This is a genomic window from Novosphingobium sp. NFX11 (genome assembly GCF_057376415.1).
Genome location: NZ_CP080384.1, coordinates 1,684,140 through 1,705,310 on the forward strand (window position 1 = coordinate 1,684,140; position 21,171 = coordinate 1,705,310).

Consider the following 21,171-nt stretch of genomic DNA (forward strand, 5'->3'; position numbering starts at 1 on the left):
GGAAGTGCCTGTTGCACCGACGTCAGATGGGTCCCCGCTTTCGCGGGGATGACGAGGTTTTTATGGGCCGACAGATCAGCGGCCTCGACATGGGAGAGAGAACGATGACCCTCTGGCGCAAGATCGAGCGCGACACGCGCGACACCCTAGGCGAAGGCGCGTTGTGGTGCGAGCGGGACCGCGCGTTCTACTGGGTCGATATCCTTGCCCCCGCCCTCAACCGGCTAACGCTGGCCACCGGCGCCATCGAACGCTGGGACATGCCCGCGCCGCTCGGCTGGGTGGCTCCGCGCGCCTCGGGCGGTTTCCTCGGCGGTTTCCGCGACGGCGTCGCCGCGATCACCCTCGATCCGCTGACCATCGGCGAGCGCTCCGATCCCGAACCGCACCTGCCCGGCAACCGCATGAATGACGGCAAGGCCGACCGCCACGGCGCCATCTGGTGCGGCACCATGGACATGGCCGAGGAGGAAGTCTCCGGCTCGTTCTACCGCCTCTCGCCGCAGGGCGAATGGCAGGTCGTCGACACCGGCTACACCGTGACCAACGGTCCGGCGTTCTCGCCGTGCGGGAACTGGCTCTACCACACCGATTCCGGCCGCCGTACCATCTACCGCTTAGCCCTCGACAAAACCGGCGCCCGTGATCGGCAGGAATTCATCCGCTTCTCCGAGGACGACGGCTATCCCGACGGCATGACCACCGATGCGGAAGGGTTCCTCTGGGTCGCCCACTGGGACGGCGGCCGCATCAGCCGCTTCGCCCCGGACGGCACCCGCGACCGCTCGATCGAGCTGCCCGCCAGGCGCATCACCAACATCGCCTTTGCCGGGGAGAACCTCGACCGCATGTTCGTGACTTCTGCGGCAACGGGCCTGCCGGAATCGGAATTCGACGGCGCGCTCTACGAGGTCGATGCGGGCGTTACGGGTCTTCCCTCCGGCATCTATCAGGGCTGATCCCCAAGGCTGCTCTTTGTCGCAGGGATTGGCGCAACCGTTACACATTGCTACCAAAATCCCTGCTTACAAGCTGCCTTCCAGCGGCCATACGAAGCAGCATGTTCACCACTCGTCGCATCGTGATCGGCGGCGTCGTACTCGGCGCGTGCGTTCTCCTTCTCGTCTGGAAGCTGTTCCTCGCCGCTCCGGCCGAGCCTGACGTCGCGACCGTGAAGGTCGCGCGCGGGGCGCTCGAACGCACCGTCGAGGCGACGGGCACGCTGGAGCCGAAGGAACTCGTCAGCGTCGGCGCGCAGGTGTCCGGCCGTCTCGACGAACTGAACTTCGAGATCGGCGACGTGGTCCACAAGGGCGACCTCATCGGCCTGATCGACCCGCGCACCCAGACCAACAGCCTGGAGACCGCCCGCGCCGACCTTGCCAACATGCAGGCGCAGGCCGCATCGGCAAAGGCCACGCTGGCGCGCACGCAGCTTGCCTTCAACCGCCAGAAGATGCTTGGCGCCGGCGAGGCGACATCGCAGCAGGACTTCGAGACGGCACGGCAGGAACTGCAGTCCGCCCAGGCCAGCTACGACGCCCTGCAAGCGCAGATCCGCGCCGCCAGCGTCAGCGTCAACACCGCCGAAGTGCAGCTGGGGTACACCAAGATCACCGCGCCGATGGACGGCGTCGTCGTCGCCGTCGTCACCAAGCAGGGCCAGACCGTCAACGCCAACCAGTCGGCACCGACGATCGTGATCCTCGCCAAGCTGGACGTGATGACGATCAAGGCCGAGGTCTCCGAAGCCGACGTCATCAACGTGAAGCCCGACCTGCCGGTCTACTTCACCATCCTCGGCGATCCCGACAAGCGCTACGAAGCCAAGCTGCGCATGATCGAACCGGCGCCGGAATCGATAGTCGATGAAGTCAGCTCCAGTTCCAGCAGTTCCTCGTCGAGCAGTTCGTCGTCCAGCACCGCGATCTACTACAACGCACTGTTCGAGGTGCCCAACGAGGACAACCGCCTGCGCGCGCTGATGACCGCCAAGGTCACCATCGTCCTCGACCGCCGCGCCAATGCGCTGACGATCCCGGCCACCGCGCTCGGCGCGAAGGGCAAGGATGGCACCTATGCCGTCCGCGTGAAGACAGAAGACGGGACAATCGAGAGCCGCAAGGTCAGGATCGGCCTCAACAACAACGTCAACGTCGAGGTCCTGTCAGGCCTCAAGGAAGGCGAGAACGTCGTCATCGGCGAGGCCAAGGCCGATAGCGGAACGAGCGGTCGCCGCCGCATGGGGCCGCCGGGCTTCTGAGGCGGGTGATGGAACCCGCCCCGCTCCTCTCGCTCTCGCACGTCCGGCGCGAGTATCCTTCGGGTGACGGCGTCTTCGCGGCGCTCAAGGACATCGACCTGACCATCGAGGCCGGCGAGATGGTCGCGATCGTCGGCCAGTCCGGTTCGGGCAAGTCCACCCTGATGAACATCCTGGGCTGCCTCGACCGGGCGACCTCGGGATCGTACCGGGTCAACGGCCGGGACACCGCAGAACTGGAGCCCGACGAACTGGCCGCGCTGCGCCGCGAGCACTTCGGCTTCATCTTCCAGCGCTATCACCTGCTGACCGACCTCTCGGCGCTCGGCAACGTCGAGGTTCCGGCGATCTACGCGGGCAAGCCGCGCGGCGAACGCGCGTCGCGCGCAGCACAGATCCTGTCCCGTCTCGGCCTCGGCGAGCGGACCGGGCACCGGCCGGGCCAGCTTTCGGGCGGCCAGCAGCAGCGCGTCTCGATCGCGCGCGCGCTGATGAACGGAGGCGAGGTGATCTTCGCCGACGAACCCACCGGCGCGCTCGATTCCGCCAGCGGCGTCGAAGTCATGGCGATCCTCGGCGAACTTCACGCCGAAGGCCACACGGTCATCATCGTCACGCACGACATGCACGTCGCGGAGCACGCCGAGCGCATCATCGAGATCCGCGACGGCGCAATCATCGACGATCGCCGCACCTCCGAACCCAAGACCGCGCCCGCCCTCGCCCCACCGCCGACCGGCGCCAGCGGCTTCGGCCAACTGGCCGACCGTTTCCGCGAGGCGTTCCACATGGCCGTGCTCGCCATGTCGGCGCACAAGCTGCGCACCTTCCTGACGATGCTGGGCATCATCATCGGCATCGCCTCGGTGGTCTCGGTGGTGGCGCTGGGCAACGGCTCGCAGGCCAAGATCCTCTCCGACATATCGGGGCTCGGGACCAGCACGCTCACCGTCTATCCGGGCAAGAGCTTCGGCGACATGCGATCGGGCAAGATCCAGACGCTCAAGGACAGCGACGCCGAGGCGCTCGGCCAGCTCTCCTACATCGACAGCGTGACGCCCAGCGTCTCCACCAGCGTGACCGCACGATACCGCAACGTCGCGGCGACCGCACAGGTCAGCGGCGTCGGCGCCGACTACTTCCGCGTGCGCGGCCTGACGCTCAATTCCGGGAGCCTGTTCGATACGCAGGCAGTGCGCGAACTGGCGCAGGACGCGGTGATCGACGAGAACACCCAGAAGACCCTGTTCCCCGATGGCGAGGACCCGCTCGGCAAAGTCGTGCTGCTCGGCAAGGTGCCCGTCCGCATCGTCGGGATCGTCGGCACCCAGCAGCAGGGCTTCGGCGGCAGCGACAGCCTGACCGCCTATGTCCCCTACACCACCGCGATGAGCCGGATGCTGGGCCAGAGCTACGTCTCCAGCATCACCGTGCGCATCAGCGACAACGTCTCGACCTCGGCGGCGCAGGACGCCGTGACGCAGCTGCTGACCCAGCGGCACGGCACCGTCGATTTCTTCATCAGCAACTCCGACGACATCCGCGCCACGATCACCAGCGCCACGCAGACGATGACCCTTCTCGTCGCCGCGATCGCGGTCATCTCGCTGGTCGTCGGCGGCATCGGGGTGATGAACATCATGCTGGTCTCGGTCACCGAACGCACCGCCGAGATCGGCGTGCGCATGGCGGTGGGCGCGCGCCAGTCCGACATCCTCCAGCAATTCTTGATCGAGGCGATCCTCGTCTGCCTGATCGGCGGCGTCATCGGCGTCGGCCTGTCGCTGGCGCTGGGCGTGGTGTTCTCCTACTTCGCCTCCGACTTCGCGATGGCCTATTCGACTACCTCGATCGTCGCCGCCTTCGCCTGTTCCACCCTCATCGGCGTCGTGTTCGGCTTCCTGCCCGCGCGCCGTGCGGCCCGGCTCGATCCGGTCGACGCCCTTTCGAGAGACTGACGACGATGCGCCCTCACCTCCTTGCCGCGCTGGCCCTGCTGCCGCTGACCGCAGGCTGCGGCAGCGTGGTCCGTTCACACTATGCCGCGCCCGCCGTGCCGGTCGCCGCGAACTGGGATGCGGGTGTACTGGGCGCGCCGCAGAAGGTCGGCGCACCGTGGTGGAACGAGTTCGACGATGTCGCGCTGACCACACTCGTCGACCGGGTCCTTGCCGACAATGCCGACCTCGCCGCCGCCGGGCTACGCCTCAAGCGCGCGAAGCTGTCGTCGGACCTCGCACGGCAGGCATTGTTGCCCAGCCTCTCCGCCAGCGCCTCATCCGACGCATCCAAGGCGCTGGAAGGCGGGTCGGCATGGAACAAGAGCAGTTCCGCCACGCTTGGCGTCTCCTGGGAGATCGACCTGTTCGGCCGCCTCGATGCCCAGGCCGACGCCGCCCGCTGGGAAGCGCAAGCCACCGCGCAGGACCTTGCCGAAACCCGCCTCGCACTCGTCAGCACCACGGTTCAGGCATGGTGGCAGCTTGCCTATGCAAACGAACAGATCGCGCTGGGCGAACAAAGCCTTGCCTATGTACGCCGGGCGCTGGAACTGGTGCAGCGACAATACGATGCGGGCGCCGTCTCCCGCCTCGAACTGCGCGACGCGCAGCAGACCGTCGCGTCGCAGGAGTCCGCGCAAACGCAGCTGGTGCAGGCCCGCGTCGAAGCGCTCAAGACCATCGCCGCGCTGCTCGCCCGGCAGGATTACGAAGGGCAGGAACCGCAGGCGCTGCCTCAGGCCGACCTGCCCGCCATCGCGGCGGGCGTCCCGGCCTCGCTGCTCGCCAACCGCCCAGACCTTGCCGCAGCCGAACTGCGCCTGCGCTTCACGCTCGCAACGAGCGACGCCACGGTGGCGAGCTACTACCCCAGCTTCAGCCTGACCGGCGCGCTCGGCACGGCCAGTTCCTCGCTGCTCAAGTTCTTCACCAACCCGGTCGCGAGCTTCGGCGGCGCGCTGTCGCTGGCGGAGTTGAACCCGGCCAAGGTGCGCCTCGCCACCGGCGTCGCGCGGGCCGACTACGACATCGCCGTGCAGGACTTCCGCCAGACGTTCTACGATGCCCTGCGCGACACGCAGGTCTCACTCTCGGCACGCGACCAGTACATCCGGCAGGCTCAGTTCACAGCGCAGAACTACGAAGCCGCCGTCGATGCAGAGGCGCTATATGAACGCCAGTACCGCGCCGGACTTATTCCCCTGCGCGATTGGCTCGACGCGCAGGAACGTGCCCGCAGTGCGCGCAGCGGCCTCATCCAAAACCGCTACAACCGGCTTGTCGCCCAAGTGCAGGTCTACCAGGCTCTCGGCGGTCAGATTCCCTCAGCGGGAAGCTAGGCGCAGCGCCTTTACGCCCACCCGCCGGTCTATCATCGCTGCAATTTCCGGATCATCCTTCCACACGGCGCAGAATCCGCGGGATCAGCGCGGCGTCGCCCCACGCCTCTTCCGCCCGATCGGCCGCTTGCAGGAGATCGACAACCGAAGCTCGTTCGCGTTGCAAAGATGCGACGAGCACCGGCCATGCCCGGCTGCGCGACCCGTTGGCTACGTCGGCCAGTGCCTGCTTGTAGACTACATCCAGCAGCCGCCCCTGCCTTGCACGGACCAGTTCCGCTGCTTTGGTGAGCAGTCGATCATCGGCCCGTACTTGCGCGAACCGGGTAAAGTGACGCACGTAGCCGACACCGTCTCCATCGACGAGGGCAATCACTGCCAGACAATCCTGGGCAACCGGAAATTCAGGATGGCTTGCAGCGATCTCCTTCAGCGTCGCGGTGGCGATCGCATCCTGTCCTGCCGACCACCGCGCCCAGGCAAGATCAGTGCGGATTGCAATCGAGTCCGGCTCCAGCATTGCCGCGCGCTCCAGTTGCGCCAGCGCCGGACCATGGTCGCCATGGTCACTGAGAATATTACCGTACCAGAAATGCGACAGCACATCGTTCGGATCGAGGGCAAGCGCCCGCGCAAAACGTTTCTGCGCCAGCGCGAAATCGCGATCCCGCCAATAGGCGATAAATCCAAGCAGGCGATGCCCGGAGGCTAGGTCCGGATCCAAGCGCACCGCCGCCGCAGCAGCTTCCCGCGCCTGCCTGAAGGCATCCGCATCCGCCCTTCCCCCAAACTCGCGCGAGAGGATCAGCGCTTCGGCAAGACCTGCATGACCCGGCGCGAAGCCAGGAGCCTGCGCCGTCACCCCTTCGAGCAGCCCGATGGCCCGTTCCAGCCCGGCTGTCTCCCGATCAGCGACAAGATCCTGCGCCACCAGCAACCGTCCGCCGATGGTCGGGTCGGACGGCAATTCCGAAGGAACGCCCGTCGCCGCCGAGGCACTTCCGGTTATCGTGTACGTATTGCTCGCAGCGGCCATGAACATGCCTGCCGCGGCAAGCAACGCCGCCGCCATCAGCACGCCCTCGAAAGCCGCAAAAGGACGCAGTGCGGATACCGGCATGTCATCGGAAGATTCGCGCGGAGGCAAATTCCCCGGCGACGCTGTATTGTTTGCGACACCTGCCCTGGTGCCCCCACCTGAACCGGTTCGCATCGACGGCACGTTCATCATGGAACCCACCATTTCGCTTTCGGGGCACCCCCTGATGCCCTCCACCAAATGTTTAGGCTCCAAATCCCGAACACCGCATCCACCATCTGTTTAGGCCCGGCATCTTTTCAGACCGGAGAAATCGTCCCGAAACGATGCACCAGACTGGAAAGTCCGGCGAAACTACGTGTTGCCGTCTTTTCGTAAATTCGATGGAGATGCGTGCGCGCGGTCGCGCGCGCCATACCCTGTCGATCGCCGATCGCGGTGATGTCGCCAGTATCGACAGCATCCTTCAGCACCCGCAATTCCGTGGCAGTCAGTCCGTAAAGACTACCGATCGCATCGAAAGCGATGGCGCGGGGCAAATCCACGCGGGTCACATGCACCGCGAACGTCGCCGCAGGCCCATCCGCAAGATCGCCGAAGCGAGTCGTGTCGAGCCGCCGCGCTTCGAGCAGCACACGAACCGTGGATACGTCGTCCCCGAGTACGACTTCCGCCGCGACCGGCTCCTCGTGCTTGATCGTCCGCGCGATGGCGCTGCCCAGGACGCCCTCGCCCACCGGCTCTCCGATGCGCAGGCGCAGCAGGGGTACGAGCGCCGGGGCCGCCTCAAGCAGAACGTGTTCAGCGCTCAGCAGCATGACGGAACTCCCCGCACTTCCTGCAAAGGCACGATCGGCCGCAGCATGTTCCTGTGCACGCACGAGATGGCTCTGGATATAGATGGCGCGCCGCAAGTGCGGCACCAGCACCGCAAGCTTCGCGCATTCCGCTCTAGTGTAACGCTCTGACGGCATGCGGCGCAGCAGCGCAAGGCTGGCAACGATGCCTGGCCGCTTGATAAGGTTCACAGCCAGGTTGTCGACGATGCCCTGCGGAGCGAGATATTCGCGATAGAACGCGCTATCGCGCACTTCAGGCATCTGCAGCAAGTCCCAGGCCGGCTGGCATTCGCCTTCCGGAATGGCATGAAGGTGCGGCAACAATACGTCCTGCGCCGCATAAGTCTCGACATAGCGGTTCAACCAGACCGGATCGTTGCCGTACTGGAACTGAAACCCGACCTGCCGGTCCGGATCGCTCCAGCCGATAAAACCTGCCTGCGCCCCCATTGCGACGCCAAGCCGCTCGATCAGTCCGGGAAAGCGCGTACGATCAAAGGCTGCGTCGTAAATTTCCCCGATATCGAACGCCATGCCCTACCCTGTTAACCCGGGACGATACCTCCAGTTTGCCGCTTGTACGGGAATTGTCGAGCCTCGACCCGCCCCACCTGTTTCTCTGTGGGTAATTTGCCCCACATTTTGTCTTCTGCCCTCTGGCTGACTGCTCTGTACCGGGCATAATGCGCAATATGATCGAGCCCGCAAAGACGCAGCGCATTTCCGCCAAGGGAGAAGCGACGCGCAATCAGATTCTCGACGCTTCCGAAGTGCTGTTCGCCCAAAGCGGCTATCTTGGCACCTCGCTGCGCGACATCGCCCAGGAAGCGGGCGTGCGCATGGGACTTGTGCATTACCATTTCGGCAACAAGCACTTGGTCCTCGATGCAGTGCTGGAGCGCAAGCTGGATCTGCTGCGTGACACCATCGCTGCCAGCTTCGCACGCGCCGAGGAAAACGGGGCCAGGGAAAAGGTCGCGAACGAGATCTGACAAGCCGGGGCTCGGGCCGAAGCTGGGGCTGGAACAGATCGTCACAGCGTTCATCCTGCCTTTCCTGCAGTCCGCCTCGCGCTCCGACGACCCCTTGCGCAACTACATTGTCATGACCTCGCACTTGATGAGTTCATACCGCCTGCCTGAACTGCGCCCGATCCTCGCCAAGCTGTCGGTGGTTTCGCAGCTCCTGATCGACCGCCTGCGCAAGTACCGTCCCGACATCCCCGAACGCGAACTGCTGGCCGGAACCTACCTTATCGAGGCAGCACTCGTGTTCATGGTCCAGGATCCCGGTTTTCTCGATGACATCAGCCAGGGTCACCACTCGGTCGCGCGCCTGGAAGACATGGCAGGTCCCGCCCTACGCTTCTTCTCCGGTGGACTCGAAAGCCTCCGCGCACCGTGATCACAACAACCAGCTGATCGGCAAACGCGATGCAAAGCCGATGAGCAGACTGTCTAGGAAGCCCAGCCCCGGCTCACGCGCGCCGCTGCCCCGCTCGCCTGTCCAGTGCAGCCTGTCCCGCTCGTCGAGAGTAACTTGATAGGCCGCGCCAGGAACGATCGTCTCGAACGCTTCCGCCACCTGCCCGGCCAGTACGGGGCTGTAGATCACGAAGCCCAATTCCGTATTAAGCCGGAGCGAACGCGGGTCGAAGTTGAACGAGCCGACGAACAACCGCTCTCGATCCGCAGTGATCGTCTTGGCATGGATTGTCGCCGCGCCCGAGCGCAGAGCCGCGAACGAGCCGCTCCCGCTTGGTCGCAGACGGCTACCGATACCGAGACGGTTACCTTGCCGCCGCTGCTTCTTCGACGGCGCATCTCGCACTTCCGCCACCGTCTCGAACAATCGCACACCCGCGCGCAAAAGCCGCCTGCGCCAGGGTGCGTATCCAGCATGGACCAACGCTACGTCGGTCGCGGAATAGCCGTTGGTCAGGACCGTCACCTTTATACCCGAACGGGCATAATCCGCCAACTGACGTGACCCCTGTTCACCCGGCACGAAATAGCCTGATACGATTGTCATTTCCCGCGCGGGCCGGCCAATCGCCTCGTCGAGCTTTCCCGCCAGCAGATTGCGGTACTCGATGTCGCGCACGACTTTTGCCGGATCATCGCTGATCATCCGCACTTGCGCCCATTCGAACGTGAGCGTGCCTTCGACCACCTCCTTCACGAGCGGCAGGCTGCGGATACGCTCGACATAGCGGCGAGCGGACGCATCGCTCTCCACCACCGAGGCTCGCGAGCGCAGCTTCGCACGCTTGTGGCGCCCTACGATCGGCAGGATCTGGCGCGCGGGATAGGCCGATTCGCTGGTCCAGTAGCGCTCGAAGTCAGCTTCCACGTCGCGCGCGACGGGGCCGATGGCAAAAACGTCGAGGTCGGCGAAAAGCGCACCGTCGCCCGCTCCGAAATATTCGTCGCCGATGTTGCGGCCACCGACAATCGTAACCGCGCCATCGACCGTGAAGCTCTTGTTGTGCATTCGTCGGTTAAGCCGGCCGAAATCCACAAGAAAACCGATCGCCTTGGGATAGCGGATACGGAAAGGATTGAAGAGGCGCACCTCGATATTGCGATGCATATTGAGCCCTGCGAGCACGCCATCGAGCCCGGCGATGCCGTTGTCATCGAGTAGCAGCCGCACCCGCACCCCACGCTCGGCGGCCTCGTGCACGGCCTCCAGCAGCAACGTCCCGGTGCGATCACCATGCCAGATATAATATTGCAGGTCGATCGTGCGCTCGGCCGCCTTCAGTAGCAGCAGACGCGCCGCAAAGGCATCGACCGCGTCAGGCAAGAGATGCAAGCCCGATAGCCCTGGACGTCGGGCTGCCCGCTCTCGCGCAACGCGCCAAAGCGTGGTCTCTGCATTGGCAGGAGACGGCAAGTCGGGAGAAGCACGGCGACGAGGAAGCCGATTGGCGCGAATCAGTCCGAAAGCTGCGGCGCCCAGGCCGGTCATTGTAAGCAGCGTTACCTGCCATTGCCGCATAAGGGCCATTCACATACCTCGATCTCACCCGCCACGCCGTGGTAGGGGAGAGGACATGCAAACCCAAGCCTCATAGCGTGAGGCCGCTAACAGATTATATGTGATGATTCAGGAATTATGGTAGCGGAGGAGGGACTCGAACCCCCGACACGCGGATTATGATTCCGCTGCTCTAACCGACTGAGCTACTCCGCCATACCATTCCGCTGCTAACAGCGGTTCCGATCTGGTGCCCCGTTGCTGCGGGGCAGGCCGCGTCCTCTAGGGGCAAGGTTCGCATCGGTCAACACCGAAAAAGCACCTTCAACGCCGAAAAGATACGAGGCGGATCGGGCGCCACAGGCCCTCCTCCCAGGCATAGAGTCCGAAGCCGCGAAAACGGAATGTGCGCGGCTGCAATTGCTGCGCCAGTTCCGCCTGCAGCGCCCTCGCCGCCTGCGCCGTCACCTTGTTCTGGATCGTCACGTGAAGGCGTAGCGGCTGTGCGTCCTGCTGGGTGAGCAGGCCGTGCATGCGCTCGGCGATCTCCGCGTGGAGCGCCACCATTTCCGGGCTTTCGATGGAAAGAGCCGTGCCAGTGCCCAGCTTCATCAGCCCCTCGATCCGCGCTGGCGGCGGCGCGGCACGGGCGAGGTCGCTCAGAAGGTCGATCAGTTCCTCTTCGACCGAGGGCGGCAGCGCATGGAACAGCGTCACATGGGCGCGCAGGCGATTACGCTCGGGCGGGTAATGCGCACGCCTGAGGGCGTCCGCCCAGCCCAGCACGTCGGACGGCAGTTCCGCAGTGACGAGCAAGGGTGCGCCCGCCTTACGCGGGCCGGTCGCGACCCAGTTTTTGGCGGGCCAGTCAGGCGATTGTTCGGTCATCGTGAAACTCCGCTGCCCGTCCCGAATCCGCCCCGATTGCCAGAAAGAGCGACGCAGGGCAAAGTTCGCGCCGGGAGTGCATGAAGGGGGAAGCAGATGCGAACGTTCCGCGTGATCTCGATACTGATCCTGATCTGGAACCTGATCGGCGATGCCGCTTATCTGATGCAGGTCAACGCCGATCTCGACGATGTCGCGAAGACGGACCCGGTCACCGCACAGGCCTTCGGCTCGATGCCCGCATGGGCGTGGGCCGCTTATGCCGTGGCGGTCTGGGGCGGCACGCTGGGCGCGATCCTGCTCCTGATGCGCCGCGAGATCGCGTGGGTGTTCTTCGCGGCCTCGCTGGCGGGCGTGGTGGTGCAGTTCGGCTGGAGCTTCCTCGGCTTCGGGATGATCGCGGCCAAGGGGTGGTCGACGGCGGTGTTCCCGGCCGTGATCTTCGCCATCGCCCTCACCTCGCTGCTCTATGCGCGGGCGAAGGCGAAGGACGGAACTCTGAGCTAGCTTACAGTTCCCCACGCTCGCGGCGAATGGCGAACCACTTGGCGACGTTGCGGTTATGCTCGGCCAGAGTGCCCGCGAAGGCGTGGCCACCGGTGCCGTCCGCGACCATGTAGAGCGCGTCGGTCTTGGCCGGGTTCAGCACCGCCGCGATCGATTCGCGGCTGGGGTTGGTGATCGGCCCCTTGGGCAGACCGACCATCGTGTAGGTGTTGTAGCCGTTGACCGCCTGAATCTCCGACTGGAGGATGCGGCGGCCGAGGCGCTTGCCCTTGGTGATGGGGTAGATGATCGTCGGGTCGGCCTGAAGCAGCATGCCGGTCCGCAGTCGGTTCGAGTAGAGCCCTGCCACCATGCGCCGCTCGGAGGGCTTGCCGGTTTCCTTCTCGACGATCGAGGCGAGGACGATCGCCTGCTCCGGCGTCTTTACGACGAGGCCCTTGGCGCGGTTCGCCCAGAGTTCCTTGAGCGTGCGGCTCATCGCCGCCTGCATGCGCCGCACCAGTTCCTCGCGCGCCTCGCCGTTCTCGAAGTTGTAGGTGTCGGGCAGGATCGAGCCTTCTTCCGGCACCGCGACGTCACCGGTCAGCGCCGTCTGTGCCTTGAGGCGATCATAGACCATGACCGAGGGCATGCCTTCGGGGATCGTCACGAAGCGCCGAATGATCTCGTCGCTGGAGATGATCGCCAGCACGGCCGAGGGGCTGGCATGGGCGGGAATGGCAAACTCGCCCGCCTTGATCCCGCTGCCGCCGCCGAACACCCGCGCGCGCAGCTTGAAGCCGGAAGCGGAGGCGATCATGCCCTGCTTCTCCAGCCTGTCCGCAACGTCCCCAAGGCTGGCGCCGGTGGGGACGACGAAGTGCTTGTCTTCTTCCAGCGGGCCGGAGCCGTACCAGCCGCCGAAGAAGGCCCAGAGGCTCCCGACGAAGAGTACGGCGACGACTGCCGCCAGGCCGCATCCGCGCCGGGAGATCATGGGCTTAGTCGATCTTGCGCATCACGAGGCTGGCGTTGGTGCCGCCGAAGCCGAAGCTGTTGTTGAGCACCGCGCGCACTTCGCGCTTGCGGGCGACGTGCGGCACGAGGTCGACGCCCTCGCAGCCCTCGTCCGGGTTGTCGAGGTTGAGGGTCGGCGGCACGATCTGGTCGCGCAGCGCAAGGATGCAGAAGATCGATTCGACCGCACCCGCGCCGCCCAGAAGGTGGCCGATGGCCGACTTGGTCGAGCTCATCGAGACATTGCCGATGGCGTCGCCGAACAGGCGGCGCACGGCGCCCAGTTCGATGGTGTCGGCCATGGTCGAGGTGCCGTGGGCGTTGATGTAGTCGATGTCGGCAGGCGTCATGCCGGCCTTCTTCAGCGCCATCTGCATCGAGCGGTAGGCGCCGTCGCCGTCCGGGTGCGGGGCGGTGACGTGGTAGGCGTCGCCCGACAGGCCGTAGCCGATCACTTCGCAGTAGATCTTGGCGCCGCGCGCCTTGGCGTGCTCGTACTCTTCCAGAACGAGGACACCGGCGCCCTCGCCCATGACGAAGCCGTCGCGGTCCTTGTCGTAGGGGCGGCTCGCCTGTTCCGGGCGGTCGTTATAGCTGCAGTTGAGCGCACGGGCCTGCGCGAAACCGGCGATGCCGATCGGGCAGACGGTCGATTCGGCGCCGCCTGCCAGCATGATGTCGGCGTCGCCGTCACGGATCATGCGCGCGGCATCGCCGATCGAGTGCGCGCCGGTCGAGCAGGCGGTGACGACCGCGTGGTTCGGACCCTTGAGGCCGTACTTGATCGAGACCTGGCCCGAGATCAGGTTGATGAGGCGTCCGTGGACGAAGTGCGGCGAGACGCGGCCCGGGCCCTTCTCGGCCAGCACCAGCGATTCGCTCTCGATGCCAGGCAGGCCGCCGATGCCCGAGCCGATCGAGCAGCCGGCCATGAGCTTGTCTTCCTCGCTCATGTCGGTCAGGCCCGCGTCCTCGAGCGCCTGGCCCGCGGCGTCGATGCCGAAGACGATGAAGGGATCGACCTGGCGCTGGATCTTGTGGTCGACGCGCTTTCCGGCGTCGAAGCCGTATTCGTGATCGGCGGGCTTCACTTCGCACGCGATCAGGCACTTTTGGCCCGTCGTGTCGAACTTGGTGATCGGACCTGCGCCCGACTTGCTCGCGAGGATGTTGGCCCAAACGGTCTCCACGTCAGCGCCCAGGGGGTGACGAGACCAAGTCCGGTTACGACGACACGACGCATATGCTCTCCGAAAATCTCAAATAGCCGCATCCGGTCGTCGCGAAACCGACGGCCCGAAAACGGCGACAGGCCCGCCCCCTTAAAGGGCGAGCCTGCCGATTTCAATCCGGTGTTGCATTCACGCCCCACTCCTCACGAGCGGAGCGCCGAAATGCAGGCCCGAAATCAGACCGAAGGGATTAACCCTTGTTCTCTTCGATGTACTTGATGGCATCGGAGACGGTGCTGATCTTCTCGGCGGCATCGTCCGGAATCTCGACGCCGAATTCTTCTTCGAACGCCATGACCAGCTCGACGATGTCGAGCGAGTCGGCGCCCAGATCGTCGATGAAGCTGGCGTCCTCGGTGACCTTCTCGGCTTCAACGCCGAGGTGCTCGACGACGATCTTCTTAACCCGATCGGCGGTATCGCTCATTTGTATAGACCCCTTCGAAAATAGGCGGGTTTGAATTACGCTAGTCGCCCTAAAGACTGGGCGGCGCGCTGGCAAGAGCCTTGGATCAGGCCCCGAATGTGACATGTCCCGCGTTATCCACGGTCCATGCCGGATTCCAAGCGATTTCCCACGCATGGCCGTCCGGATCGGCGATATAACCGCGATAGCCGCCATGTGGCGGGCGATCGGCCGGGCGCAGAACGATACCGCCCGCCGCCGCAAGACGGGTCATGGCGTCGTCCACCGCAGATCTGCTTTCGACGTTGTGCGCCAGAGCGAAGCTGCCTGTCGGTGCGCAGGGACGGTTCATGTCCGCCTCCAGCTTTTCCTTCTTCCAGATGCCGAACACCAGCCCGTTCATCTGGAAGAATGCGATCTCATCGATCTCGAACACCGGCTCCCAGCCAAAGCCGTCGCGGTAGAACGCTCTGGATCGGGCCATGTCGGCGACGCCGAGGGTGATGACGGAAATCTGCTGCTGCATGAGCGGGAGAACGCCGACCGCGCGGCCGGGTTCCTCCCGCTCCCAGGTAGATCACCCCGCGTCGGGCACAGCAGTCTTGGCTGCTGCCGGAGCACCCTGCTTGACCGGCTCCACCACACGCAAGTGCAGTTCGCGCAGTTGCTTGGGCTCGGCGTGGCTCGGCGCGTTCATGAGGAGGTCCTCGGCGCGCTGGTTCATCGGGAACAGCGTGATCTCGCGCAGGTTCTGCGCACCGCACAGCAGCATCACGATGCGATCCACACCGGCGGCCATGCCGCCGTGCGGCGGGGCGCCGTACTGGAACGCGCGGTAGAGGCCGCCGAAGCGATCCTCCACGTCCGCTTGCGTTAGGCCGGTCATCTCGAACGCCTTGACCATCAGTTCCGGCGACTGGTTGCGGATCGAGCCCGAGGCGATCTCGAAGCCGTTGCAGACGAGGTCGTACTGGTACGCCTTGATCGTCAGCGGGTCCTGGTTCTCCAGCGCGTCCATGCCGCCCTGCGGCATCGAGAACGGGTTGTGCGCGAAGTCGACCTTCTTGTTGTCCTCGTCCCATTCGTAGAACGGGAAGTCGACGATCCAGCACAGCTCGAAGCGGTCCTTGTCGATCAGACCCAGCTGCTCGCCCACGCGGGTACGCGCGAGGCCCGCCAGCTTGGCGGCCTGCTCTTCCTTGCCTGCGGCGAAGAACACGCCGTCGTTCGGGCCGAGACCGAGCGCCGCGATCAGCGCGGCGGTCTTTTCCTCGCCGTGGTTCTTGGCGATCGGGCCGCCGGGGACGCCGTCCTTGATGTTGATGTAGCCGAGGCCCGAGTAACCCTCGCCGCGTGCCCAGACGTTGGTGTCGTCGAAGAATTTGCGGCTGCCAGCACCCGCGCCCGGAGCCGGGATCGCGCGGATCGTGCCGCCATTGGCGACGATGCCCGCAAAGATGCCGAAGCCGGATTCGACGAAGTGTTCGGTCACGTCCTTGATCAGCAGCGGGTTACGCAGGTCCGGCTTGTCCGAACCATAGTCCAGCATCGCCTGCGCGTGCGGGATGCGGCGGAACTCACCGGCCGGGGTGACGGGCTTGTCGCCCGCGAACTCGGCGAAGGTTGCGCGCAGCACCGGCTCCATCGTTTCCCAGACTTCTTCCTGGGTCACGAAGCTCATTTCGAGGTCGAGCTGGTAGAATTCGCCCGGCAGACGGTCGGCGCGCGGGTCCTCGTCGCGGAAGCACGGCGCGATCTGGAAGTAGCGGTCGAAGCCGGCCACCATCAGCAGCTGCTTGTACTGCTGCGGCGCCTGCGGCAGCGCATAGAACTTGCCGGCGTGGATGCGGCTCGGCACCAGGAAGTCGCGCGCGCCTTCGGGGCTGGAAGCCGTCAGGATCGGCGTCGAATATTCGGTGAAGCCGGTGTCTTCCATGCGGCGGCGCATGTCGCGGATGATCTGCGTGCGCTTGACGATGTTGGCGTGCAGCGTCTCACGACGCAGGTCGAGGAAGCGGTACTTGAGGCGGATGTCCTCCGGGTACTCCTGCTCGCCGGCGACGGGCATCGGCAGTTCCTCGGCCTTGCCCAGCACGGTGGCGACGCGGGCGTAGACTTCGATCTCGCCGGTGGCGAGGTTCGGGTTTACAGTGCCTTCCGAACGCGCCTTCACGGTACCCTCGACCGTCACGACGCTCTCCGCGCGCAGCGGATCGAGCACGGCGAGCGCCGGGCCGTCGCTGTCGGTCACGACCTGGGTGATGCCGTAATGGTCGCGCAAATCGACGAACAGGACGCCGCCGTGGTCGCGCTTGCGATGGACCCAGCCCGAGAGGCGCACGGTCTGGCCGACCTCGGCCGCGCTCAGGGCGCCGCAGGTGTGGGAGCGGTAGGGATGGGTCATGACGGGCTCTTTTGGTCGAATGGAATAGTTGCGGCCCCACTAAAGGAGTGCCGCAGCGATTGCCAGATGGGGATTCGCGTAAAATCCCCGTCATCCCGGCGCAGGCCGGGAACGCTTGCGGTCTTCAGGCATTGGCCGGGAGCCTCGATGCAAGGTGGGCTGTTCATCGCCAGAGGTGCCGGCCCGCGCCGGGATGACGGCGGTAACTCCAAATAAACCATTTGGCGATTATGCTCCCGCGCACGGGTCGCCACACCAAAAACCGGGAAATGCAGATGTTTGCTGACGGCAAGCTGGACGAAACCATCTTCCACCCGACCGACGAAGGGAAAGCGGCGCAGTACCAGGAATGGGCCGACGCACCGGTTTCCGCGCCTGCGAGCGCTTCGGTCGAGGCCGAATTTCCGGCCATGCTCGACTTGCGCGAACTCGCCGATCCGGAAGCGGACCCGGGATATGAACCCGAGGGCCTGTACCTTCCCCTCCCCTACGGTCACACCACCGGATCGCAGTTGCGCCACCGCTTCGTGACGGCCGAGAGCATTGCCGAACTGGCCGACATCAAGAAGCCCAGCCTGTGGCAGCGGCTCCTCGGTCGGAAATAAACTGCGACAAAACGGTAACACGGGGCGTTGATCCCCCGCGCGGTTAGGCGTAACGCCCTCGTTCAATGAAAATTCACCCGCTGATAACGAAAACCGAAGATCTTGCCGCCCTGTGCGAGCGTCTCGCGAAGTCCGATTTCGTGAGCGTCGACACGGAGTTCATGCGCGAGAACACCTATTGGCCCGAACTCTGCCTCGTGCAGATCGCCAATACCGAGGAAGCGGCGGCGATCGATCCGCTGGCGGACGGCCTCGACATGACCCCACTGCTCGACCTGCTGACGCAGAACGAGGACGTCCTCAAGGTCTTCCACGCGGGCGGGCAGGACGTGGAGATCATCTTCAACTTCACCGGCCGCACCCCGCACCCGATATTCGACACCCAGATCGCGATGATGGCGATCAGCCAGTCCGAGCAGATCGGCTATTCCAACCTCGTCGAGATCGTGGCAGGGCCTGACGATCGACAAGGGCGCCCGCTTCACCGACTGGTCGCGCCGCCCGCTGACCGACCGCCAGATCGAATACGCGATCGGCGACGTCACGCATCTTTCCAAGATCTTCCCCAAGATCCTCAAGCGCCTGATCAAGACCGGGCGCGGTGCCTGGCTGGACCAGGAGATGGAAAAGCTGGCCGATCCGGAGAACTACCGGAACGACCCCAAGGAAGCCTGGCACCGGATCAAGGCGCCGGGCCGCAACCCGCAAGTGCTTGGCCGCCTGCGCGCGATCGCCGAATGGCGAGAACTGGAAGCGCAGGGCAAGAACATCCCGCGCGGCCGCATCGCCCGTGACGAGACGCTGGCCGACATCGCCAGCCACCCGCCCAAGAGCCAGGCCGATCTGGCTAAAGTGCGCGGCCTGTCGCAAGGCTGGAAGGATAACGAAATCGGCCGCCGCCTGATGACCGCCATCGCCAAGGCGGAGCCACTGACCGACGACGAGATGCCCGCCCGCGCCCCGCGCGGCGCGCCGCTCGGCAAGGAAGGCTCGCTGGTCGCCGACCTGCTCAAGCTGCTGCTCAAGATCCGTGCCCGTGAAATCGATGCCGCGGCCCGCCTGCTGGCGCGCAGCGACGAACTGGAACTGCTCGCGGCGGGCGTTCGCAAGAACCTCAGCCTGCTGCAGGGCTGGCGCTACGACGTGTTCGGCCGCGATGCGCTCGATCTCGTCGAGGGCAAGCTCGCCTTCGCGGTGGAGAACGGCAAGCTCAAGATGACGCGCGTGGAAGACGTCGTCGACGATACGGTGGCCGAATAAGCCCACCCCGCTGCGACTAGGTCCTCCGGACCAAGTCTCGCTCCTCCCGCAAGCGGGAGGGGCAACGCTGCGATTTTCCTCCCTCCCGCTTGCGGGAGGGGCCGGAGTGGGCTCCCTTCCTCCTTCTTCCGCATTGCACAACGCCGCTTGGCGAACCGCTCCCACCGTGCAATAGCCACCACATGACCGTCTACCAACCGACGCTCAAGCAGCTCCAGTATCTCGTCTCGCTCCACGAGCACGGCCATTTCGGCCGTGCCGCCGATGCCTGCTTCGTGTCGCAATCGACACTGTCGGCGGGTCTGCGCGATCTGGAAACGCTGCTTGGCGTAGTCCTCGTGGAGCGCACCAAGCGCGCCGTCCGCTTCACGCCGCTGGGCAATGCCGTGGTCGAGAAGGCCCACCGCATCCTGCGCGAGACGGAGGAACTGTCCGAACTCGTCCAGTCCAGCGGCAAGCCGCTCTCGGGCGAAGTGCGCATGAGCGTGATCCCGACGATCGCGCCGTTCCTGCTGCCCCGGATGCTGCCACGCCTGCGCCGCGAACGCCCGAATCTCAAGCTCTTCCTGCGCGAGGAACCGAGCCAGGCGGCGATGGAATCGCTCCACCATGGCCGCGCCGACTGCGTGCTGCTCGCCCTGCCCTATGCGACCGGCGAGGTGGAGAAGGAGACGATCGAACTCGACGCCTTCTTCGTCGCCTTCCCCGCGACGATCCGCGCGATCCGCCCGCCGAAGTCAGCCCCGACGTGATCGACGAGAACCGCCTGCTCCTGCTCGAGGACGGGCACTGCCTCAAGGACCATGCCCTCGCCGCCTGCAACCGGCCCGAACTGCGGGCCAGCGCGACGATGATCGGCACCTCGCTGCATACGCTGGTGCAGATGGTCGACAACGGGCTGGGCCTGACGATGCTGCCGGAAATGGCGCTCGACGCAGGGATTCTCAATGGAACCAACGTCGTCGCCCGGCCGCTGATCTCGCCCAACGCGAGATCGCGAGATCACGCTGGTGTGGCGCAAGAATTCCCCGCGTGCAGAGGAATTCCGGATGCTGGCGGACGAGTTGCGGGCTGGTTGACCTGGCTTTGTAGCCTGAGGGGGCTTCGACAAGCTCAGCCTGAGCGGGGTTCAAGAACTAGCTCTCAATACCGCTCAGGCTGAGCTTGTCGAAGCCCCGGCGTCCTAGCGCCGCCGCAGCACCTGCAGCGCCACGCCGAGCACCGAAATGCCGATCCCGAGCGCCGAGACCCCGCCCCAGCCCCACTGATGCCATGTCGCCGTCGCCGCGCCCGAACTGGCTGCCCCGGCCAGAAACATCATCGCCATGTAGACGGTGTTGATGCGTGAGCGCGCCTCAGGCCGCAGCGCGTAGATGATGCTCTGGTTGGAGATCTGGCTGAGCTGCACCGCCACGTCGAGCACCAGTACCCCCACGATCAGCCCGGCGATCGAGTGCCAGAAACCGAAGATCAGCCAGGCCGCCAGCGTCATCACCGTGCCCAGCACGATAGCCGGATGCGGACCGCGACGGTCGGCGAGTCGTCCTGCGACCGGTGCTGCAAGCACGCCCGCCGCACCGACGATACCGAACAGTCCCGCAGCTTCCGGCCCAAGGTCGAAGTGCTCCTGCAGGCGCAGGGCAAGAATGGTCCAGAACACGCTGAAGACGCCGAACTGGCAGCACTGGGTATAAGTCGCCAGCCGCAGCGCGGGAAATTCGCGCCACAGACTCCAGAGCGAGCGCAGCAGGCCGACATAGCCGAGTCCGGTGTCTTGCGGACGACTGCGCGGAAGCTGGAACGCCATGAGCAGTGCGGTCAAAAGCGCCAGTGGAACCGCGAGCCAGAACATCTCCCGCCACCCGAGCGTTCCGGCAACGAAGCCTGCCAGCGTACGGCTGAGCAGGATACCACACAGGAGACCGGCCATCACCGTACCGACGATTGCGCCGCGCTTCTCGTCAGGGGCGAGATTCGCCGCGAACGGCACGATCTGCTGCGCAACCGAAGCGAGCAGCCCGACCAGCAACGATGCGGCCAGCACCAGCCCGGCACTCGGCGCGATGGCGACGAGAGCCAGCGCGGCGGTCAGCGCCAGGCATTGCAGCACGATCAGCCTCCGCCGCTCCACCAGATCGCCAAGCGGCACCAACACGACGAGGCCGAAGGCGTAACCGAGCTGCGTCGCGGTCGGCACGTAAGTCGCCGCCGCACCCGCAAGGTCGCGCTCCATCAGCCCGATCATCGGCTGGTTGTAGTAGATGTTGGCGACGGTCAGCCCGGCAGCGACGGCCAGCGAGAAGACGACCGGGCGGCTGGGGCCGCTGACGGCACTGGACGCCGACATGGTGCTGGACGCGACGGTAATGGTGAAATCCTTCGTGCTGTAGCCCCCGCTCCGAGCGCAAAT

17 protein-coding genes, 1 tRNA gene and 3 pseudogenes are annotated in these 21,171 nt (G+C 65.3%); 10 read left to right on the forward strand and 11 right to left on the reverse strand.

Features of this window, described 5'->3' with window-relative positions:
* Positions 1-104 precede the first annotated feature (104 nt).
* The 4 genes from KZO24_RS08565 (at position 105) to KZO24_RS08580 (ending at position 5,603) form a co-directional block, all read left to right on the forward strand.
* On the forward strand, positions 105-959 hold the full coding sequence (locus tag KZO24_RS08565; protein ID WP_271181577.1) for an SMP-30/gluconolactonase/LRE family protein: 855 nt from the start codon (positions 105-107) through the stop codon (positions 957-959).
* 101 nt (positions 960-1,060) lie between these two features.
* Entirely contained in the window at positions 1,061-2,263 is a 1,203-nt protein-coding gene (locus tag KZO24_RS08570) for an efflux RND transporter periplasmic adaptor subunit (protein WP_008829565.1), read from the forward strand.
* An 8-nt stretch (positions 2,264-2,271) separates the two neighbouring features.
* Positions 2,272-4,221: a MacB family efflux pump subunit gene (locus KZO24_RS08575; protein WP_271181578.1), complete on the forward strand. Its 1,950-nt coding sequence runs from the start codon at positions 2,272-2,274 to the stop codon at positions 4,219-4,221.
* Positions 4,222-4,226: 5 nt separating this feature from the next.
* Positions 4,227-5,603 carry an efflux transporter outer membrane subunit gene (locus KZO24_RS08580; protein ID WP_271181579.1) on the forward strand — a complete coding sequence of 459 codons (1,377 nt, stop codon included), beginning with the start codon at positions 4,227-4,229 and terminating at the stop codon, positions 5,601-5,603.
* Positions 5,604-5,655: 52 nt separating this feature from the next.
* Here the strand turns inward: KZO24_RS08580 and KZO24_RS08585 are convergent, their stop codons facing one another.
* Together KZO24_RS08585 and KZO24_RS08590 are read right to left on the reverse strand one after the other, a co-directional pair.
* Positions 5,656-6,834, reverse strand: coding sequence for a tetratricopeptide repeat protein (locus KZO24_RS08585; RefSeq protein ID WP_486487124.1), 1,179 nt, complete (start codon positions 6,832-6,834; stop codon positions 5,656-5,658).
* A 107-nt stretch (positions 6,835-6,941) separates the two neighbouring features.
* Positions 6,942-8,015, reverse strand: coding sequence for a helix-turn-helix transcriptional regulator (locus tag KZO24_RS08590; RefSeq protein WP_486487125.1), 1,074 nt, complete (start codon positions 8,013-8,015; stop codon positions 6,942-6,944).
* A gap of 158 nt (positions 8,016-8,173) precedes the next feature.
* Between KZO24_RS08590 and KZO24_RS08595 the strand changes: the two genes are divergently transcribed.
* Positions 8,174-8,473 carry a TetR/AcrR family transcriptional regulator gene (locus KZO24_RS08595; protein WP_486487126.1) on the forward strand — a complete coding sequence of 100 codons (300 nt, stop codon included), beginning with the start codon at positions 8,174-8,176 and terminating at the stop codon, positions 8,471-8,473.
* Entirely contained in the window at positions 8,367-8,885 is a 519-nt protein-coding gene (locus tag KZO24_RS08600) for a hypothetical protein (protein WP_486487127.1), read from the forward strand. Before KZO24_RS08595 ends, KZO24_RS08600 begins: the two co-directional genes overlap by 107 nt.
* On the opposite strand, the gene KZO24_RS08605 is transcribed toward KZO24_RS08600, so the two are convergent.
* The 3 genes from KZO24_RS08605 to KZO24_RS08615 form a co-directional block, all read right to left on the reverse strand.
* Positions 8,886-10,454 (reverse strand): phospholipase D family protein, encoded by a 1,569-nt coding sequence (locus KZO24_RS08605; protein ID WP_379525559.1) that lies wholly within the window; start codon positions 10,452-10,454, stop codon positions 8,886-8,888.
* Between the two features lie 148 nt (positions 10,455-10,602).
* Positions 10,603-10,679: transfer RNA gene (locus tag KZO24_RS08610), tRNA-Met, on the reverse strand.
* 108 nt (positions 10,680-10,787) lie between these two features.
* Positions 10,788-11,351: a 2'-5' RNA ligase family protein gene (locus KZO24_RS08615; protein WP_271181584.1), complete on the reverse strand. Its 564-nt coding sequence runs from the start codon at positions 11,349-11,351 to the stop codon at positions 10,788-10,790.
* 96 nt (positions 11,352-11,447) lie between these two features.
* Here KZO24_RS08615 and KZO24_RS08620 point away from each other — a divergent pair, with 96 nt between their 5' ends.
* Positions 11,448-11,858 (forward strand): sugar transporter, encoded by a 411-nt coding sequence (locus KZO24_RS08620; protein ID WP_271181585.1) that lies wholly within the window; start codon positions 11,448-11,450, stop codon positions 11,856-11,858.
* A gap of 1 nt (position 11,859) precedes the next feature.
* Here the strand turns inward: KZO24_RS08620 and mltG are convergent, their stop codons facing one another.
* The 5 genes and pseudogenes from mltG to aspS all read right to left on the reverse strand — a co-directional run bounded on the left by mltG (position 11,860) and on the right by aspS (position 16,896).
* Complete coding sequence (gene mltG / locus KZO24_RS08625) at positions 11,860-12,834, reverse strand: endolytic transglycosylase MltG (protein WP_271181586.1); 975 nt, start codon at positions 12,832-12,834, stop codon at positions 11,860-11,862.
* Positions 12,835-12,838: 4 nt separating this feature from the next.
* Positions 12,839-14,097 (reverse strand): annotated as a pseudogene (gene fabF / locus KZO24_RS08630) (beta-ketoacyl-ACP synthase II).
* 179 nt (positions 14,098-14,276) lie between these two features.
* The gene (locus tag KZO24_RS08635) at positions 14,277-14,513 is read right to left on the reverse strand and encodes an acyl carrier protein (RefSeq protein ID WP_007679564.1); all 237 of its coding nucleotides are present in this window, start codon (positions 14,511-14,513) and stop codon (positions 14,277-14,279) included.
* Positions 14,514-14,598: 85 nt separating this feature from the next.
* On the reverse strand, positions 14,599-15,018 hold the full coding sequence (locus KZO24_RS08640; RefSeq protein ID WP_486487128.1) for a VOC family protein: 420 nt from the start codon (positions 15,016-15,018) through the stop codon (positions 14,599-14,601).
* A 51-nt stretch (positions 15,019-15,069) separates the two neighbouring features.
* The gene (gene aspS, locus KZO24_RS08645) at positions 15,070-16,896 is read right to left on the reverse strand and encodes an aspartate--tRNA ligase (protein WP_486487129.1); all 1,827 of its coding nucleotides are present in this window, start codon (positions 16,894-16,896) and stop codon (positions 15,070-15,072) included.
* A gap of 269 nt (positions 16,897-17,165) precedes the next feature.
* Here aspS and KZO24_RS08650 point away from each other — a divergent pair, with 269 nt between their 5' ends.
* The 3 genes and pseudogenes from KZO24_RS08650 (at position 17,166) to KZO24_RS08660 (ending at position 19,840) form a co-directional block, all read left to right on the forward strand.
* Positions 17,166-17,501 (forward strand): hypothetical protein, encoded by a 336-nt coding sequence (locus KZO24_RS08650; RefSeq protein ID WP_271181589.1) that lies wholly within the window; start codon positions 17,166-17,168, stop codon positions 17,499-17,501.
* 65 nt (positions 17,502-17,566) lie between these two features.
* A pseudogene (rnd, locus tag KZO24_RS08655) lies at positions 17,567-18,761 on the forward strand (ribonuclease D).
* A gap of 182 nt (positions 18,762-18,943) precedes the next feature.
* Positions 18,944-19,840, forward strand: a pseudogene (locus KZO24_RS08660) (hydrogen peroxide-inducible genes activator).
* Between the two features lie 104 nt (positions 19,841-19,944).
* Here KZO24_RS08660 and KZO24_RS08665 read toward each other — a convergent pair.
* On the reverse strand, positions 19,945-21,108 hold the full coding sequence (locus KZO24_RS08665) for an MFS transporter (protein ID WP_271181590.1): 1,164 nt from the start codon (positions 21,106-21,108) through the stop codon (positions 19,945-19,947).
* Positions 21,109-21,171 lie beyond the last annotated feature (63 nt).

What these genes read in the sequence shown, in the direction of transcription:
- KZO24_RS08565 (WP_271181577.1), top strand. Translation starts at nt 105, where the DNA reads ATGACCCTCTGGCGCAAGATCGAGCGCGACACGCGCGACACCCTAGGC.
- KZO24_RS08570 (WP_008829565.1), top strand. Translation starts at nt 1,061, where the DNA reads ATGTTCACCACTCGTCGCATCGTGATCGGCGGCGTCGTACTCGGCGCG.
- KZO24_RS08575 (WP_271181578.1), top strand. Translation starts at nt 2,272, where the DNA reads ATGGAACCCGCCCCGCTCCTCTCGCTCTCGCACGTCCGGCGCGAGTAT.
- KZO24_RS08580 (WP_271181579.1), top strand. Translation starts at nt 4,227, where the DNA reads ATGCGCCCTCACCTCCTTGCCGCGCTGGCCCTGCTGCCGCTGACCGCA.
- KZO24_RS08585 (WP_486487124.1), bottom strand. Translation starts at nt 6,834, where the DNA reads ATGATGAACGTGCCGTCGATGCGAACCGGTTCAGGTGGGGGCACCAGG.
- KZO24_RS08590 (WP_486487125.1), bottom strand. Translation starts at nt 8,015, where the DNA reads ATGGCGTTCGATATCGGGGAAATTTACGACGCAGCCTTTGATCGTACG.
- KZO24_RS08595 (WP_486487126.1), top strand. Translation starts at nt 8,174, where the DNA reads ATGATCGAGCCCGCAAAGACGCAGCGCATTTCCGCCAAGGGAGAAGCG.
- KZO24_RS08600 (WP_486487127.1), top strand. Translation starts at nt 8,367, where the DNA reads ATGCAGTGCTGGAGCGCAAGCTGGATCTGCTGCGTGACACCATCGCTG.
- KZO24_RS08605 (WP_379525559.1), bottom strand. Translation starts at nt 10,454, where the DNA reads ATGACCGGCCTGGGCGCCGCAGCTTTCGGACTGATTCGCGCCAATCGG.
- KZO24_RS08615 (WP_271181584.1), bottom strand. Translation starts at nt 11,351, where the DNA reads ATGACCGAACAATCGCCTGACTGGCCCGCCAAAAACTGGGTCGCGACC.
- KZO24_RS08620 (WP_271181585.1), top strand. Translation starts at nt 11,448, where the DNA reads ATGCGAACGTTCCGCGTGATCTCGATACTGATCCTGATCTGGAACCTG.
- mltG (WP_271181586.1), bottom strand. Translation starts at nt 12,834, where the DNA reads ATGATCTCCCGGCGCGGATGCGGCCTGGCGGCAGTCGTCGCCGTACTC.
- KZO24_RS08635 (WP_007679564.1), bottom strand. Translation starts at nt 14,513, where the DNA reads ATGAGCGATACCGCCGATCGGGTTAAGAAGATCGTCGTCGAGCACCTC.
- KZO24_RS08640 (WP_486487128.1), bottom strand. Translation starts at nt 15,018, where the DNA reads ATGCAGCAGCAGATTTCCGTCATCACCCTCGGCGTCGCCGACATGGCC.
- aspS (WP_486487129.1), bottom strand. Translation starts at nt 16,896, where the DNA reads ATGACCCATCCCTACCGCTCCCACACCTGCGGCGCCCTGAGCGCGGCC.
- KZO24_RS08650 (WP_271181589.1), top strand. Translation starts at nt 17,166, where the DNA reads ATGCAGATGTTTGCTGACGGCAAGCTGGACGAAACCATCTTCCACCCG.
- KZO24_RS08665 (WP_271181590.1), bottom strand. Translation starts at nt 21,108, where the DNA reads ATGTCGGCGTCCAGTGCCGTCAGCGGCCCCAGCCGCCCGGTCGTCTTC.